The organism is Erwinia sp. MMLR14_017 (assembly GCF_033657285.1).
In the GTDB taxonomy this organism is placed as follows: Bacteria; Pseudomonadota; Gammaproteobacteria; order Enterobacterales; family Enterobacteriaceae; genus Erwinia.
Genome location: NZ_JAWVWP010000002.1, coordinates 454,083 through 470,686, shown reverse-complemented (window position 1 = coordinate 470,686; position 16,604 = coordinate 454,083). Strand labels below are relative to the sequence as shown.

The window sequence follows — 16,604 nt, the reverse complement described above, 5'->3', positions numbered from 1 at the left end:
AAGATCGGTTATTTATATACGTCTGCTACTGCACTAAATTTGCCATGTTCACGACCGGCAATCACCAGATAGTATTTTCCGCCCTTTTCATCCGCCAGTTTCGACAATGCCGCTTTCGCATCCATTGGCGAGGTGGTTTCCGCCGTGGTGGTTACCGTGCCGATTTTTTCCAGATTCATCGTTTTCACTTCTTCTTTAGTCACTTCTTTAGCCGCCATGGCTGCAAAAGAGACCGAGCCTGCCAGCAGGCTAATCGCAACAGTTTTAAAAATTTTCATCAAAGACACTCCTGTATTGTTGTTAGGAATAAGCAATCGCTTGATGAGAAGACAGGGAGGAACACAGCCAACTCCCTGGACAGCTCAGAGGGACCAAAGTAAGCGATCCTGCTTACTTCAATAATTATTACCTGAAAGTAATAATTCGCCAGTTTTGAGCAAAATTAACTTCCAATTTTTATGCCGAAATCAATCAGTTGCTGACAGAAGATCGCGGGATGAGAGATAAACGGGGCATGAGCCGCTTTCTCAATAACCACGGATTCGCTTGCAGGCCAGGTGGTGTCCAGCAGCGGTGCAACCTTACGCGGCACCAGACCGTCCAGCGCGCCGTATAAACGCAGCAGCGGGACCTGCAGGTGCTGCATCGCTTCACGCAGATCCAGAGTGCGCAATATTTCCAGCCCCGCGTGCAGTACTGCAACCTGAGGCGGAGGCAAGGTCAGGACCACGCTTTTCAGCAGACGGGCATCCTGTCTGGCGCTCTCCGTACCCAACGTTTGCAGCGCCAGAAAACGCTCAACGGTTCGCTGAAAGTCTTCACTCAGCTGCTGCTGGAAGTTGCCAAGCGTCTCAGGCCTGATACCTGGCCAGCCTTCCGTGGCGGCAAAACAGGGTGAGGAAGCCACGGTAATCAGACCCTCAACGCGCTGTGGCGAGGTAAGCGCCAGCTGGCTTGCCACCAGCCCGCCCAGTGACCAGCCCAGCCAGATCGCTTTTTCAGGCGCCTGCGGCAGCAGGGTTGCCACCATCTGTTCAACGCCCATCGGGGCAAATCCCTGGCTGCGACCGTAGCCAGGCAGATCCACCAGATGCAGACAAAAATGCGGGCTGAGTCGCTCCACCACGCTTTGCCAGACACCGGCATTCAATCCCCAGCCGTGCAGCATCACAAGATGGCGATCGCCGGTGCCGATTGTCTGCCAGTAGAGCTGTGTCATGCGTTATTTTCCTGTTTTTGTCATGGAGGACGCTATGCTACCAATGCCCGCTACCTGTTGGCTATGTCAGATGCCGCTGGCGCTGGCCAGTCACGGCCTTTGTTGCTTCTGCCTGCGCCATCTTCCTGCGTTACCTGTTTGCTGCCCACGCTGCGGTTTAGCCTCGGCCAGCGCCGACAAAGCATGCGGTGCCTGCCTGAAAAAACCGCCTTACTGGCAGCAGATGATTTTTGTCAGCGACTGGCAGCCTCCCGTCAGCAGTTGGGTTAAGCGCCTGAAGTTTTTTCAGGCCACCGCACTTTCAGCCATGCTGGCAAGGCTGCTCTTGCTAAGCTGGTTAACAGCCCGCAGGCAGCACAACCTGCGCAGACCAGACCTGTTGCTCTGTGTACCCTTGCATAAAACGCGTGCGTGGCAACGGGGCTATAATCAGATGGATGAGGTAGCCCGACAGCTCGCACACTGGTTGCAGTGCCACTATTCTCCGACAGGCGTTTCCCGGCGGAGAAAGACCCGGATTCAGCATCTGCTGCTGGCTACCGCCAGAAGAAAGAATCTACGTGGAGCGTTCAGGGTTGAAATTGCCGTAAAAGGGCTGCATATCGCTTTAATAGATGATGTGGTCACCACCGGCAGCACCGTGGGAGAAATCAGCCGCATTCTGCTGGCTGCAGGTGCCGCCAGCGTAGAGATATGGAGCCTGTGCCGAACCTTGTAGAGCGTCGGTGATGGGCGTAATATATTCGATTAATTGTCTTAACTGTTGAGCAATCGCCATGATCCTAATTACTGATTCTGCGCAAGAGCATTTCGCAAAACTGCTGTCGAAACAGGAAGATGGCACACAAATTCGCGTATTCGTTATCAATCCGGGTACGCCTACGGCTGAATGTGGCGTCTCTTACTGCCCGCCTGATGCGGTTGAAGCCACAGATACTGAACTGAAGTTTGAAAAGCTCTCTGCCTATGTGGATGAGCTGAGCGCCCCTTATCTGGAAGATGCGGAAATTGATTTCGTTACCGATAACCTGGGTTCGCAGCTGACGCTGAAGGCACCGAACGCCAAAATGCGTAAGGTAAATGACGACGCCCCGCTGATTGAGCGCGTTGAGTATCAGCTTCAGGCAACCATTAACCCACAGCTTGCCAGCCACGGCGGTAAAGTGTCGCTGATGGAAATCACTGACGAAGGCTATGCCATTCTGCAGTTTGGCGGCGGCTGTAACGGTTGTTCGATGGTCGACGTGACGCTGAAAGAAGGCATCGAGAAAGAGCTGCTGGCAGCGTTTCCGGAGCTGAAAGGCGTGCGCGACCTGACTGAGCATCAGCGCGGTGAACACTCCTTCTACTAAGCTGGTTCAACGGGCAGATCCCTCTGCCCGTTTGCGTTACCGGCTCCGCGACTTCTCTGCTTTTCCCTCCTGTTTTACCCTTGACTGGCCCGCCTTTACGGTTTTCTTAACCGGCTCACTCGTCTGCGCCAGTTGCTGATTTGCCGTACCTGATTTCTTACCCGCTTTCCTTCTGCGGTTGAGATCCTTAAGCAGCCGGTTGATGCGCGGCTCGGCAAACATCGCTTCCAGCGTCATACTCAGTTTTCTGCGCCAGTTGGGATACTGATCGGTGGTGCCCGGCACGTTAACCGGCTTCTCCATATCCAGCCAGTCCTCCGGCTGCAACCCCAGCAGAGCACTGCTGCTGTCAGCGATAAACCGCTGCATACCGCGGTTCAGCTCCGACGTCATTTTCATTACGCTGGCCTTTTTACCGCTGCTGGCTGACAGGCAACCATACTGATGCAGTGCTTTCAGCAGAGCCTGTTTCTGCCTGGCGCGATCCTGATAAAGGCTGTGTAACACGGTTTTATCCGGGTATAAGCCTAACCGCTCGCCCAGTTGTAAATCTCCGGCGTGCCAGAATCCCCGCAACGTCGGCAGATCGTGCGTGGTAGCGCTGGCCATTGACTGGCGCGGCCACTTAGCCGGAGCGCGATAGCTGTCCATTCCCTCCTGCTCGAAATAGAGCACTTTCCAGGAGTAAATGCCGCTGTTACGCAACAGCGCAACGATCTCTTTTGGCACGGTACCCAGATCCTCACCTATCACCATGCACTGGTTACGCTGGCTCTCCAGCGCCAGAATGGCCAGCAGATCTTCAACCGGATAATAGACATAGGCGCCAAAGTTGGCGGTTTCCCCGTAAGGTATCCACCAGAGCCGCAGCATCGACATAACGTGATCGATGCGCAATGCCCCGCAGCTGGTCATATTTGCGCGGACAAGATCGATAAAGGGCTGGTAGCCCCTGGCGGTCATAACGTGAGGATCCATTGGCGGCAGCCCCCAGTTTTGCCCCAGCGGACCGAGAATATCAGGAGGCGCGCCCACTGAAGCCTTCAGGCAATAAAGCTCCCGATCGCACCAGGTTTCCGCTCCTCCTTCCGCCACGCCGACCGCCAGGTCGCGATAGAGGCCTATCGGCATACCCTGCTGCTGGCTTACCTGCCAGCATTCATCAAACTGCCGGTTTGCCAGCCACTGCAGCCAGAGCCAGAAGCGCACTTCCTGCTCCTGCTGCTGGCAGAACTGCTTCACCTGTTCTGAATGCGCATCCTGCAAGGATTTCGGCCAGACGGGCCAGCCCCAGCGTTCTGGGTTATCTGCCACCATAGTGCCATGCAGCGCATCATAAGCCGCCTGCCAGTAAAGGCTGCTGCCGCCCTCGGTGATAAACTCCTCAAAGTGGACGCGGGCAGGATCGTCACTCTGCCGTTGAGAAAAGTGCTGCCAGGCGTGGCGCAGCCCGTTGATTTTCAGCTCCGCCACCCGGCTATAATCGACCCACTCCGCTTCCCGTGCCCTGGCCAGCGATTTTTGCGTATTTTTCTGCTGCCACCAGCGTTGTGCCGCCTTTCCCTGCTGAAAATCGGGGACGCCAGCAACATCTATATAGAGCACGTTAAGCCAGCGTCGGGAGGAGGGGCTGTAAGGGCTGGCATTTTCCGGGCTGGCTGGATAGAGCGAATGGATGGGATTCAGCCCGATAAACGCCCCGCCGCGGCTCGCGACTTCAGTCAACATCCGTTTCAGGTCGCCAAAATCGCCCATGCCCCAGTTCTGCTCTGAGCGCACGGTATAAAGCTGCACGCAGGCTCCCCACAGCTTTTTTCCTTCCAGCAGCGCTTCAGGCTCATAACACCGTGCAGGCGCCACGATAACTCTGCATTGCCACTGTTTTTTGCCCTGCTCAAGCTGAAGCTGGTGATAACCAAAGGCCAGATTTGCCGGCAGCTTTATCGCATCGCCTCCGCTGACTGTTCCCCTGTACTCCCGACCCTCTTCCAGCCTCAGCAGCCACTGAAATTCCCCCTTTCCTGCCACATCAAGCTGCAATGAACGTTTGCGAACGAACACTTTGCATAAAGGAACCGGACCGGGCTTTGCGCTACGCTGATTTGACATGGCCGCCAGCAGTCGCTGCCGGATATCAGCCGAGACCTCTTCCGGTTCACCCCTGGCATTGATGTACTTAGTGGCGATGCCCGCTGCCGCTGCCGCCTGCTCAAATTTTTTGTTCTCCATCGGCTCTCCTTATCGCTTTGCCTGCCAGATACGCTGCTGGTAATCCCGAACTGAACGATCGGAACTGAAAACGCCGGTGCGCGCCGTATTGAGGATCGCGGCGCGCGTCCAGGCTTGCTGGTCACGCCACAGGGCTTCAACCCTCTGCTGCGCCTCGATATAGCTGGCAAAATCCGCCAGCACCAGCCAGGGATCGCCACCTTTGCCCAGGCTGTTAAGCATCAAATCGAACGCATGCTTATCCCCGTCGCTGAAGAACCCTTTTTCCAGCTCTTTCAGCAGGCCGTTAAGGTGTTTATCCTTTTTACGCACCTTCTGCGGAGAATAATCGCCAGCCTTTAACGCTTTCACGTCGTAAACCGAGTGACCAAAAATAAAAATGTTCTCTTCACCTACCTGTTCGGCAATTTCGACATTCGCGCCATCCATCGTGCCGATGGTTAATGCCCCGTTCAGAGACAGTTTCATGTTACCCGTGCCGGAAGCCTCATAGCCTGCCGTGGAAATCTGTTCAGAGAGATCCGCTGCCGGGATCATCAGCTCCGCCGCCGTGATGCGATAATCAGGAATGAACACCACTTTCAGCCTGTCGCCCACCAGCGGATCGTTATTGATCTTTTCAGCCACTTTATTGATGGCATAGATGATGTTTTTCGCCAGGTAGTAGCCGGGTGCGGCTTTTGCACCAAACAAGAACACACGCGGCACCCGCTCTTTTTCCGGATTTTCGCGCAGCTCTTTATAACAGTGCAGGATATGCAACAGCCCCAGATGCTGGCGTTTGTATTCATGCAGACGTTTGATTTGCACATCAAACATCGCATCCGGGTTAACCACGATACCGGTGAGATGCCTGATGTAGTTGGCGAGACGTAGCTTGTTATCCTGCTTTATTTGCCGGTATTGCTGGCGAAAGGCCGGGTTATCCGCAAATGGCTCAAGCCCTTTCAGGGCCTCCAGATTGTTCACCCATTCCACCTTTAACGTGTCGTCAATCAGCGTGGAGAGGGCAGGATTACACTGTTTCAGCCAGCGGCGTGGCGTGATGCCGTTGGTGACATTGTGGAATTTCGCGGGCCAGAGCTGGTGATATTCCGGGAACAGATCCTTTACTACCAGATCGGAATGAAGCGCCGCCACGCCGTTGACCGCAAAGCCGCTGACCACACAGAGGTTCGCCATGCGCACCTGATGGTTGTAGATCACGGCCAGCTTTTCCCATTTCTCCTCGTCGCCCGGCCAGTGCCGATCCACCAGTTTTTTAAAACGCTGATTGATCTCATTCACAATCATAAAGTGACGGGGCAACAGCTTGCGGAAAAGCCGCTGATCCCAGCACTCAAGCGCTTCCGGCATCAGCGTATGGTTGGTATAGGCAAAGGTTTTGCTGGTGATTGCCCAGGCTTCATCCCAGTTCAGCTGGTGCTCATCCAGCAGAATACGCAGCATCTCAGGGATGGCGAGCGTAGGATGCGTATCATTCAGCTGAATGACTTCATATTCTGGCAGTTCGCTGACAGGGCGCCCGGCAAGATGGTGCCGTCGCAGAATATCGGCCACCGAACAGGCGCACTGGAAATATTGCTGCATCAGGCGTAGCTGTTTCCCCGCCTGATGATTATCGTTGGGGTAAAGCACCTTGGTGAGCTTTTCCGCCTCAATGCCCTGTTGTTCAGCTTTCAGAAATTTGCCGTTGTTGAATTTAGTCAAATCGAAGGGATGGACGTGCCTGGCCTGCCAGAGGCGCAGCGGCTGAGTGATGCCATTACGATAGCCGGTAACGGGCAAATCCCAGGCTTCTCCACGCAGAGTAAACGCGGGTTCCCAGCGAGAGCCACCACCGTTTTTCACCACTTTCCCCCCTAAGCCAACGTTCACATCCAGCGCAGCATTGTGCCGGAACCAGGGATAGCGGTCGCGGTGCCACTCATCGGGCGCTTCATGCTGCTGGCCCTCTTCAAAAGACTGGCGAAATAAACCGTACTGATAATTCAGGCCATAGCCGGTTGCAGACTGTCCTACGGTGGCCATCGAATCGAGATAGCAGGCTGCAAGGCGTCCCAGTCCCCCGTTACCGAGAGCAGGGTCCACCTCTTCCTCAAGCAGTTCACTCAGATCGCACTGGTGTTGAGCAAGGCTCGCCTTCACCTCGTCATACCAGCCCAGGTTCAGCAGGTTATTGCCGGTTAGCCTGCCGATTAAGAACTCCATAGAGATGTAATTCACGTGGCGCTGCTTCTTTACAGGCTTTACCACTGGCAGCGCTGCCAGCATTTCGGCTAACGCTCCGCTGAGCGCCTGCCACCATTGTTGCTGTGTCATTTCACTGGCTGAAGAGAGACCAAGATGCTGCCACTGACGCGTCAGTGCCGCGTCAAAACGTGCCTGACTGAATTTCTGTTGGGGCATACCACTTCCTTCCTGGCAGAGACAACGTGTTAATGACGGTGACTCTTACAGTTAAGACCGGAACAGAAAAAAATGCTCACCGGAGATTAAGATAAAGCGAAGATGAGGATGATAATAAAGAGAATGTGGGGAAAAGAGTAAGCGGAAACGCGCGCGGCATCCTTGCCGCCTGCCTCAGGAGGTGGGGTCAGCACAGCTCCAGATGAACTTCATGCTCTTCGATGGTTTTCAGTACGCCAGGAGGCGGCGTCTCATCGGTAAAGAGATAATCGATCAGGCTCATATTACCCAGATTCACCATCGCGTTACGGCCAAATTTTGAATGGTCCGCCACCAACATCACGCAGCGTGAGTTTTCGATAATGGCGCGCTTGGTTCTGACTTCGTGATAGTCAAAGTCCAGCAGCGAGCCATCCATATCGATACCGCTGATACCAAGAATGCCGAAATCCAGGCGGAACTGGGAGATATAGTCCAGCGTCGCTTCGCCCATAATGCCGCCGTCGCGGGTTCTGACCTCGCCACCCGCCACAATCAGGCTGAAGTCGGGCTTTGACATCAGCAGCATGGCAACGTTGAGGTTGTTAGTCACCACCCGCAGATTACTGTGGTTTAACAAGGCATGGGCTACCGCTTCAGGCGTGGTGCCGATATCAATAAACAGCGAAGCCCCGTCCGGGATCTGGCTGGCAACACGCTGGGCAATACGCGCCTTTTCCGCCGACCACATCATTTTACGATCCTGCCACGCGGTGTTTTCAGAGCTGGAGGGCAGGGCCGCGCCGCCGTGATGGCGCTGAATTTTATTCTGTTCTGCCAGGTCATTCAGATCCCGACGAATAGTCTGTGGACTGACGGTAAAATGCTCCACCAGCTCTTCCGTGCTGACATATCCCTGACGACGCACCAGTTCGATAATGGCGTCATGACGTTGCGTTTGCTTCACATAACTCTCCTGTACGGGTATCCCTGCAAATCGTTGCGCTAGGATCTGATGTGACGGGTATCGACAAAGGCCATAGCCAGCCCAACCAGCAGGCCGGTAACATGCGCCGCATTAGCGATAGAGAGGCCAAACCAGCCCATATAGCCAACGATTAGCCAGACCACTGCGAAGGCCATCAGCCCACGTTCAAGGAATATCCCGCTCTCGGGGTCTCTTTCCCCTCTCAGCCAGGCGTATCCCATCAGCGCATAGACCGCGCCGGATAAGCCGCCAAACAGCACGCCGCTGAACTTAGCCTGCATCCAGCCGCTGAGCAGCGCAGAAATCAGCAGGATCACAAACAGCTTGCCGCTGCCAAGACGTTTCTCGATCACCCCGCCGAGATACCACCACCAGAGCAGGTTAAAGGTGATATGCAGAAGGGAGAAGTGTAGAAACGCATGGGTAAACCAGCGCCAGAGCTGGAAATGCTGATCCTGATCCGGCCACGCCAGCCAGCTCATTACCGTGCCGTCGCCCAGCAGCTGCATCAGGATAAAAATTGCGATGCACACTACCATCACCAAAAGCGTCAGCGGCCCGGCCCGCTGGCGAATATTCGCCAGCAGTGAGGAGCTTTGATAATGGATACCGGAACTGGTGGTGCCGGAGTGCCAGCTGGCCGCCTGATAGCGTGGATGGTTAGGCTCACGGATAAACTGGTTAAGTTCGTTTTCGACCAGATTGACTTTCGAATCATCATCCAGCCAAACCGTATAGTGGTTATCATGCTCCACGCGAAGCAGGATGCCACGGGTAGCCATATAGTCCACAAAGGCTTGCGCCATGCGGGGGTTGGAGAATTCAGTGATGCGCATCATCGCCGTCGAAAGTCTCTGTTATTAAAACGAAAGAACAGTATACCGCACTGTTTCAACGGGTACAGTTAAAGCGCAGCGGCATCAACCTGCTGCGGGAACGCCAGCCGCCAGGCATCGTAGCCGCCATCAATGCTGTAAGCCTGGTCAAAACCCTGGGTCAGCAAATACTGCGCCGCGCCTTTACTGCTGTTGCCGTGGTAACACATCACCAGCACCGGGCGGGTAAGATCAGCCTGTTCGATAAAGCTGTGCAGGGAGGTGTTAGTAAGATGAAACGCTCCGCTGGCATGACCTGCGGCATAGCTTTGCGGGTCGCGAATATCCACCAGCAGCGCATTATTTTCGCTCAACTGTGCCTGCGCCTGCTGCACGTTAATGCACTCAAATTGTTCCATGGGATCCTCGTTAATATCAGGCTGTATCTCGCTATTGTACCGCGAAGAAAGCCGGGAATAACCCAGAAAGCTGTAAGGCTAATGTGCTTTTCTCAGGCAAATTATGTTACCTGCATCACGCATAAATGTTTTTATTCGGTTAACGCTGGCATCAATGTGCGTTTACGATTATTATTATGCTCGAAAACGAACATTAAAGAACTATTCCGAACATCGGAGGAGATGACGTGGAAACCAAAGACTTGATCGTAATCGGCGGCGGTATCAACGGCGCTGGCATTGCGGCTGACGCTGCAGGACGCGGCCTGTCTGTGCTGATGCTGGAAGCGAAGGATTTGGCGTGCGCCACCTCTTCTGCCAGCTCAAAGCTGATCCACGGTGGCCTGCGCTACCTGGAACATTATGAATTCCGCCTGGTCAGCGAAGCGCTGGCCGAGCGCGAGGTGCTGCTGAAGATGGCGCCTCACATCGCTTTTCCTATGCGCTTCCGACTGCCGCACCGCCCGCATCTGCGCCCGGCATGGATGATCCGCGTGGGTCTGTTTATGTATGACCATCTGGGCAAGCGTACCAGCCTGCCCGGCAGCAAGAGCTTGCGTTTTGGCTCAGATTCAGCCCTTAAGCCAGAAATTGTGCGCGGTTTCGAATATTCAGATTGCTGGGTAGACGATGCCCGCCTGGTGGTGCTTAATGCCCAGGAAGTTGAAAAGCGCGGCGGTGAAGTGCGTACCCGCACTAAAGTGACCCGCGCCTGGCGTGAAAATGGTCTGTGGACGGTGGAAGCGGAAGATATCGATACCGGTAAAACTTTCACCTGGCGGGCCAAAGGTCTGGTGAACGCCGCCGGCCCGTGGGTTAAGCAGTTGTTTGATGAAGGCCTGAAGCTGAAATCGCCTTACGGCATCCGTCTGATCAAAGGCAGCCATATTGTAGTTCCCCGTGTGCATACGGAGAAGCAGGCTTATATTCTGCAGAACGAAGATAACCGCATTGTGTTTGTGATCCCGTGGATGGATGAGTTCTCTATCATCGGCACCACCGATGTAGAATATAAAGGCGATCCGAAAAACGTTCACATTGACGATAGCGAGACCGAATACCTGTTAAAAGTGTTCAATGGTCACTTTAAAAAGACGCTGAGCAAAGAGGATATTGTCTGGTCCTACTCTGGCGTGCGTCCGCTGTGTGATGATGAGTCCGATTCACCGCAGGCTATTACCCGTGACTATACGCTCGACGTGCGTGACGATAATGGTCAGGCTCCTCTGCTCTCTGTATTTGGTGGCAAGCTCACCACGTATCGTAAGCTGGCAGAACATGCGCTGGAGAAACTGTCGAAGTATTATCCGAACGCTGGCCCGGCATGGACCAAAACCTGCGTTCTGCCAGGCGGAGACATTGCCGGTACGCGAGAGGATTATGCTGCAAGCCTGCGCCGCCGCTATCCTTTCATTACTGACTCAATGGCGCGCCATTACGCCCGCACCTATGGCAGCAATACCGAGAAGCTGCTGAGCGAAGCGAAAAGCCTGGAAGATTTAGGCGAGCTGTTCGGCCATCATTTCTATGAAGCTGAGCTGCGTTACCTGGTAGAGAACGAATGGGTGCGCGAGCAGGATGATGCGCTGTGGCGTCGTACCAAAAACGGTATTTTCCTGAGTGATGAGCAGCGCGCCCGCGTCGGCGAATGGCTGGCAGAGCACGGCAAAAAACCGGCGCTGTCGCTGGCTTCCTGAAAGCCTGAGTCTGCACTGAGCCGGTGAATGATGGCAGGCCAGAATGCTCCCGTCAGGGTGCATAAGCAGTAAGCTTCGGCAGCCAGGGTTCGCTCCCATGCAGGGAGAGAGCCTGCTCTCAGGTTGAAATAGCGGTAAAAAAGGGGGGCGGAATTTATTTCCGTCCCCCTTTTATCTTTCCGTCTGCTACAGGCGAATCGGTTTAATGCCCCAAATCTCGTCCGCATATTCCTGAATCGTACGGTCAGAAGAGAAATAGCCCATATTGGCAATATTCAACAGCGCTTTACGCGTCCATTCATCCGGACGGCGATAGAGCTCATCTACCTTGTCCTGCGTATCCACATAGCTGCGGTAATCTGCCAGCAGCTGATAGTGGTCACCCAGATTCACCAGCGAATCAAAGATATTACGGTAGCGGCCAGGCTCCTGCGGGCTGAAGGCACCGGTGCCTATCTGCGTCAGGGCCTGATGCAATTCGGCGTCCTGCTCATAAAATTTATGTGCGCTGTAACCGGTCTTGCGCAACTCCTCTACCTGTGGCGTGGTATTGCCGAAGATAAAGATATTTTCCTCGCCCACATGCTCCAGCATCTCGACGTTTGCACCATCCAGCGTGCCGATAGTCAGCGCGCCGTTCAGGGCAAACTTCATGTTACTGGTGCCGGAAGCTTCAGTACCGGCCAGCGAGATCTGTTCAGAGAGATCGGCTGCCGGGATAATGATCTGCGCCAGGCTGACGCTGTAGTTGGGGATAAAGACCACCTTCAGCTTATTTTTCACCTGCGGATCGTTATTGATCACATTCGCCACATCATTGATCAAATGAATGATGTGCTTCGCCATGTAATAAGCCGAAGCCGCCTTACCGGCGAAGATGTTGACGCGGGGCACCCAGTCCGCTTCCGGATCGGCCTTGATGCGGTTATAGCGCGTGATGACATGCAGCACATTGAGCAGCTGACGTTTGTACTCATGAATACGTTTGATCTGCACGTCGAACAGCGCATTGGGATCGATAACCACATCCATTTTCTGCGCGATATACTCGGCCAGCCGCTTTTTGTTGTGCAGCTTGGACTCACTGATTTGGGCGAGGAAGCTGGGGTAATCGATGTGCTGTTTAAGCTCATCAAGCTGCCCTAACTCGGTACGCCAGTTGCGTCCTATCGCTTCATCCAGTACGCCAGATAAGGAAGGGTTAGCCAGCGCCAGCCAGCGACGCGGGGTAACGCCGTTGGTCTTGTTGCAGAAGCGGCCAGGGAAGAGCGCGGCGAAGTCCGCAAACAGCGACTGCACCATCAGATTGGAGTGCAGTTCAGAAACGCCATTGACTTTATGACTGACAATGACCGCCAGCCAGGCCATACGAATTTTCCGGCCATTATTTTCATCAATGATGGAAATACGCGACTGTAAATCCCAGTCGTCCGGATAGTAATCCTGGATGGTTTTCAGGAAGTAGTCGTTGATATCAAAAATAATCTGCAGATGACGCGGCAAAATTTTGCCGATCATATCCACCGGCCAGGTTTCAAGCGCCTCCTGCATCAGCGTATGGTTAGTGTAGGAGAACACCTGACAGGTCACTTCAAACGCATCGTCCCAGCTGAATTTATGCTCGTCAATCAGCAGCCGCATCAGCTCCGGGATCGCCAGCACCGGATGGGTGTCGTTGAGGTGAATGGCGATTTTGTCGCCCAGATTATCGTAGGTCTGGTGCATCATCCAGTGACGCTTCAGAATGTCCTGCACCGTGGCAGAGACCAGGAAATACTCCTGACGCAGCCGCAGTTCCCGTCCGGAATAGGTGGAATCATCCGGGTAGAGAACGCGGGAAACGTTTTCAGAGTGGTTCTTGTCTTCCACAGCCGCAAAGTAGTCGCCCTGATTGAATTTACCCAGATTGATCTCATTACTGGCCTGCGCCGACCACAACCGTAAGGTGTTGGTGGCATCAGTATCGAAACCGGGGATGATCTGGTCGTAGGCCATCGCCTGCACTTCTTCCGTTTCCAGCCAGCGGGAACGGCTACCTTCCACCTGAATTCGTCCGCCAAAACGCACTTTGTAGCGGGTATTGAAACGCTGGAACTCCCACGGGTTACCATACTCCAGCCAGTAGTCCGGCGACTCCGCCTGGCGACCCTCAACAATGTTCTGCTTGAACATGCCGTAATCATAGCGGATACCGTAGCCGCGTCCCGGCAAACCTAAGGTCGCCAGGGAGTCAAGGAAACAGGCTGCCAGACGTCCTAATCCGCCATTGCCTAATCCCGGATCGCTCTCTTCTTCAATCAGCTCTTCAAGATTAAAGCCCATCTCATCCAGCGCTGCCTGAGCATCTTCATAAATGCCCATCGCCAGCAGCGCGTTAGAGAGCGTTCTGCCTACCAGAAACTCCATCGACAGATAATAAACCTGGCGGACATCCTGAGAAAGCTGCGCCCTGTTCGATCGCAGCCAACGCTCCACCATCCTGTCACGCACTGCCAGCAGCGTGGCGTTAAGCCACTCATGTTTGTTGGCAATGGAAGGATCTTTTCCTATGGTAAACATCAGTTTATAAGCGATAGAGTGTTTCAACGCCTCAACGCTGAGTGTAGGTGCGGTATAGGTGAAAGGTGCTTTCATATCATTTGTCCCATATCCATTACAGCAGTCGTTGATAGAGATCGCGGTAGGCTACGGCCGCCACCTGCCAGCTAAAATCCATCCCCATCGCCTGACGCTGAACATAGCGCCAGAGTGAAGGACGGGACCAGAGAACGAAGGTACGCCGGATCGCTCTTAGCAGTGACCAGGCGTTGCTGTCCTCAAAGACAAATCCGCTTGCGATGCCGTCAGCCAGGTTTTCCAGCGAGCTGTCGTTAACCGTATCTGCCAGACCACCGGTGCGTCTGACCAGCGGCAGCGTGCCATATTTCAGGCCGTACAGCTGCGTCAGGCCGCAGGGTTCAAAGCGGCTTGGCACCATAATGACATCCGCGCCCCCCATGATGCGGTGTGAGAAGGCCTCGTGATAGCCGATCTGTACGCCCACTTGTCCTGGATATTCCGCCGCCGCCGCCAGGAATCCTTGCTGAAGTACCGCATCTCCGGCGCCCAGCAGAACCAGCTGTCCGCCCTGCTCCAGCAGGCCAGGCAACGCTTCCAGCACCAGATCCAACCCTTTCTGCCTGGTGAGGCGGCTGACCACCGCAAAGACCGGTACCTTGTCATCAATCTTCAGGCCCATAGTAATTTGCAGCTGACGCTTGTTCTCTATTTTGGCATCCAGCACGTCACGGTCGTAACGCGCGTTCAGCAGGAGATCGTGCGCCGGGTCCCAGATAGCGGGGTCCACGCCGTTAAGTATGCCGGTCAGCGTCCCTTCCAACTGCCGCTGCCGCAGCAAATCCTCCATGCCGTAACCAAACTCCGGCAGGGTGATTTCACGGGCGTAGGTTGGGCTTACTGCCGTGACATGGTCGGCATAGAACAAGCCCGCCTTCAGGTAGGAAATCTGGTTAAAGAATTCCAACCCGTACATGCTGAAAAACGACGGCGGAAGCTGAATCTCTTCCAGATGTTTCGCAGCGAACAGCCCCTGGTAGGCCAGGTTATGCACGGTGAACACCGATTTTGCTGGCCTTCCTCTTGCCGCCAGATAGGCGCAAGCAAGACCGGCATGCCAGTCATGCGCATGCACTACTTCCGGCCGCCAGTGTGGATCTGCCCCACAGGCAAGCTCACACCCCATCCAGCCCAGTAAGGCAAAACGGAGATAGTTATCCGTATAAGCGAACTGCGACTCATCGTGATAGGGGCTGCCGGGTCTGTCATAGAGTTCCGGGGCGTCTATCAGGTAGATACCCACGCCATCGTATTGCCCAAAGAGCAGATCTACCGGGCCAGCGAACGTTTGCAGCGTTGCCACGATCTGCGTATCGGGGATCCCCTTTTTCAAATCAGGAAACGCCGGAAGCAGGACTCTGGTATCAATGCCTTCTGCAATTTGCGCCGCCGGTAATGCCCCAACAACATCAGCAAGCCCGCCAGTTTTTAATAGCGGGAAAATTTCTGAACAGACATGTAAAACCTGCATTATCGGCTCCTTTACCTTGTGCTGACGCGGTCCTCCGCATCAAATACCTGTGCCTGAACTAACCAAATAGGGTGATAATTTGTTAATTTCGCCAGCCTAATTTGGCCAGCATGGATCGTGTTACCAACACTATCCCCTCTTCTGAACGGTAAAAGCGTCGCGCGTCGTCATCCGGGTTCTCCCCGATTACCGTTCCTTCAGGCAGTTCGCAGGCGCGGTCGATTACGCAGCGGCGCAGGCGACAGGATCGCCCCACGACAACATCCGGCGAGAGAACAGAAGACTCGATATTGCAGAAAGAATTAATTCGTACGCGGGAAAACAGTACTGAATTCACTACCACCGAGCCGGAAATAATGCAGCCGCCCGACACCAGTGAATTCATGGTCATGCCATGACTGCCTGAACGATCCTGAACAAATTTTGCCGGCGGTAGCGGCTCCATATGCGTGCGGATCGGCCAGTCGCGGTCATACATATCTAACTCTGGCGTCACGGAAGCCAGATCAAGATTGGCTTTCCAGTAAGCCTCCAGCGTCCCGACATCGCGCCAGTAAGGCGGCGACGTTTCGTCGTTTTGCACGCAGGAGATACTGAAGGAGTGCGCCAGAGCTTCTCCGGTAGCCACAATTTTTGGCAGGATGTCCTTGCCAAAATCGTGATTGGATTCCGGATTTTTAAGATCTTCCTCTAACAGCTCGTAGAGATAGTCGGCAGTGAAAGCATAGACGCCCATACTCGCCAGCGCCTGACCAGGATCGCCAGGCATATGCGGCGGTTCAGCCGGTTTTTCCAGAAACTCCACCACCTTGTTTTCATCACTGACCGCCATTACGCCAAAAGCGCTCGCTTCAGCGAGGGGTACTGGCAGGCAGGCGATGGTGCACTTGGCCTCGTTTTCAACGTGGTCGAGCAGCATCCGGGAATAGTCCATTTTATAGATATGGTCGCCCGCCAGGATCACGATATATTTCGCCTGATAGCGGCGAATAATATCCAGATTCTGGGTAACCGCATCCGCCGTGCCGCGATACCAGTGCTCGGTAGAGAGCCGCTGCTGCGCAGGCAGTAAATCAACAAACTCATTCATCTCTTCATTCAGAAATGACCAGCCACGCTGGATATGCTGAACCAGCGTATGCGACTGATACTGTGTGATCACCGCGATCCGACGGATCCCGGAGTTCAGACAGTTCGACAGCGCAAAATCGATAATACGAAACTTTCCGCCAAAGTGAACGGCGGGTTTTGCACGTTTAGCGGTCAGGTCTTTTAACCTGGTACCACGTCCACCCGCGAGGATCAGGGCTACAGTTTGTGTTGGCAATTGTCTTGCCAGCATCAGGGGATCGTTCTTCTCAATGACCATGT

General features: G+C 54.4%; 12 protein-coding genes and 1 pseudogene. 3 read left to right on the top strand and 10 right to left on the bottom strand.

Annotation, left to right across the window (positions count from 1 at the left end; all coding sequences use genetic code 11):
- Nucleotides 1-8: 8 nt before the first annotated feature.
- The gene (locus tag SD961_RS05190) at nucleotides 9-278 is read right to left on the bottom strand and encodes a DUF1471 domain-containing protein (protein WP_318789318.1); all 270 of its coding nucleotides are present in this window, start codon (nucleotides 276-278) and stop codon (nucleotides 9-11) included.
- A gap of 164 nt (nucleotides 279-442) precedes the next feature.
- Nucleotides 443-1,219: a pimeloyl-ACP methyl ester esterase BioH gene (bioH, locus tag SD961_RS05185; protein WP_318789317.1), complete on the bottom strand. Its 777-nt coding sequence runs from the start codon at nucleotides 1,217-1,219 to the stop codon at nucleotides 443-445.
- A gap of 34 nt (nucleotides 1,220-1,253) precedes the next feature.
- Here bioH and gntX point away from each other — a divergent pair, with 34 nt between their 5' ends.
- Nucleotides 1,254-1,937, top strand: coding sequence for a DNA utilization protein GntX (gntX, locus tag SD961_RS05180; RefSeq protein ID WP_318789316.1), 684 nt, complete (start codon nucleotides 1,254-1,256; stop codon nucleotides 1,935-1,937).
- Nucleotides 1,938-1,995: 58 nt separating this feature from the next.
- On the top strand, nucleotides 1,996-2,571 hold the full coding sequence (nfuA, locus tag SD961_RS05175) for a Fe-S biogenesis protein NfuA (RefSeq protein ID WP_318789315.1): 576 nt from the start codon (nucleotides 1,996-1,998) through the stop codon (nucleotides 2,569-2,571).
- Nucleotides 2,572-2,712: 141 nt separating this feature from the next.
- Here nfuA and malQ read toward each other — a convergent pair.
- The 5 genes and pseudogenes from malQ to glpE all read right to left on the bottom strand — a co-directional run.
- Nucleotides 2,713-4,800: pseudogene (malQ, locus tag SD961_RS05170) on the bottom strand (4-alpha-glucanotransferase); the annotation flags it as partial.
- A gap of 9 nt (nucleotides 4,801-4,809) precedes the next feature.
- Entirely contained in the window at nucleotides 4,810-7,209 is a 2,400-nt protein-coding gene (gene malP / locus SD961_RS05165; protein WP_318789314.1) for a maltodextrin phosphorylase, read from the bottom strand.
- Between the two features lie 187 nt (nucleotides 7,210-7,396).
- A complete protein-coding gene (locus SD961_RS05160; RefSeq protein WP_318789313.1) occupies nucleotides 7,397-8,155 on the bottom strand; it encodes a DeoR/GlpR family transcriptional regulator in 759 nt (252 codons plus the stop codon).
- Between the two features lie 38 nt (nucleotides 8,156-8,193).
- Nucleotides 8,194-9,012 carry a rhomboid family intramembrane serine protease GlpG gene (gene glpG / locus SD961_RS05155; protein WP_318789405.1) on the bottom strand — a complete coding sequence of 273 codons (819 nt, stop codon included), beginning with the start codon at nucleotides 9,010-9,012 and terminating at the stop codon, nucleotides 8,194-8,196.
- Between the two features lie 68 nt (nucleotides 9,013-9,080).
- The gene (glpE, locus tag SD961_RS05150) at nucleotides 9,081-9,410 is read right to left on the bottom strand and encodes a thiosulfate sulfurtransferase GlpE (protein ID WP_318789312.1); all 330 of its coding nucleotides are present in this window, start codon (nucleotides 9,408-9,410) and stop codon (nucleotides 9,081-9,083) included.
- Nucleotides 9,411-9,637: 227 nt separating this feature from the next.
- On the opposite strand from glpE, the gene glpD reads away from it, so the two are divergent.
- Nucleotides 9,638-11,146: a glycerol-3-phosphate dehydrogenase gene (gene glpD, locus SD961_RS05145; protein ID WP_318789311.1), complete on the top strand. Its 1,509-nt coding sequence runs from the start codon at nucleotides 9,638-9,640 to the stop codon at nucleotides 11,144-11,146.
- Nucleotides 11,147-11,332: 186 nt separating this feature from the next.
- On the opposite strand, the gene glgP is transcribed toward glpD, so the two are convergent.
- The 3 genes from glgP to glgC form a co-directional block, all read right to left on the bottom strand.
- On the bottom strand, nucleotides 11,333-13,780 hold the full coding sequence (gene glgP, locus SD961_RS05140; RefSeq protein ID WP_318789310.1) for a glycogen phosphorylase: 2,448 nt from the start codon (nucleotides 13,778-13,780) through the stop codon (nucleotides 11,333-11,335).
- A gap of 19 nt (nucleotides 13,781-13,799) precedes the next feature.
- A complete protein-coding gene (gene glgA / locus SD961_RS05135) occupies nucleotides 13,800-15,233 on the bottom strand; it encodes a glycogen synthase GlgA (protein ID WP_318789309.1) in 1,434 nt (477 codons plus the stop codon).
- Nucleotides 15,234-15,315: 82 nt separating this feature from the next.
- Nucleotides 15,316-16,602, bottom strand: a complete 1,287-nt coding sequence (gene glgC, locus SD961_RS05130) for a glucose-1-phosphate adenylyltransferase (protein WP_318789308.1) — start codon at nucleotides 16,600-16,602, stop codon at nucleotides 15,316-15,318.
- Between the last annotated feature and the right edge of the window lie 2 nt (nucleotides 16,603-16,604).

Excerpts from the sequence above, each read along its gene's own strand:
- SD961_RS05190 (WP_318789318.1), bottom strand. The coding sequence starts at position 278 with ATGAAAATTTTTAAAACTGTTGCGATTAGCCTGCTGGCAGGCTCGGTC.
- glgP (WP_318789310.1), bottom strand. The coding sequence starts at position 13,780 with ATGAAAGCACCTTTCACCTATACCGCACCTACACTCAGCGTTGAGGCG.
- bioH (WP_318789317.1), bottom strand. The coding sequence starts at position 1,219 with ATGACACAGCTCTACTGGCAGACAATCGGCACCGGCGATCGCCATCTT.
- glpG (WP_318789405.1), bottom strand. The coding sequence starts at position 9,012 with ATGCGCATCACTGAATTCTCCAACCCCCGCATGGCGCAAGCCTTTGTG.
- glgC (WP_318789308.1), bottom strand. The coding sequence starts at position 16,602 with ATGGTCATTGAGAAGAACGATCCCCTGATGCTGGCAAGACAATTGCCA.
- malP (WP_318789314.1), bottom strand. The coding sequence starts at position 7,209 with ATGCCCCAACAGAAATTCAGTCAGGCACGTTTTGACGCGGCACTGACG.
- gntX (WP_318789316.1), top strand. The coding sequence starts at position 1,254 with ATGCTACCAATGCCCGCTACCTGTTGGCTATGTCAGATGCCGCTGGCG.
- nfuA (WP_318789315.1), top strand. The coding sequence starts at position 1,996 with ATGATCCTAATTACTGATTCTGCGCAAGAGCATTTCGCAAAACTGCTG.
- glgA (WP_318789309.1), bottom strand. The coding sequence starts at position 15,233 with ATGCAGGTTTTACATGTCTGTTCAGAAATTTTCCCGCTATTAAAAACT.
- glpE (WP_318789312.1), bottom strand. The coding sequence starts at position 9,410 with ATGGAACAATTTGAGTGCATTAACGTGCAGCAGGCGCAGGCACAGTTG.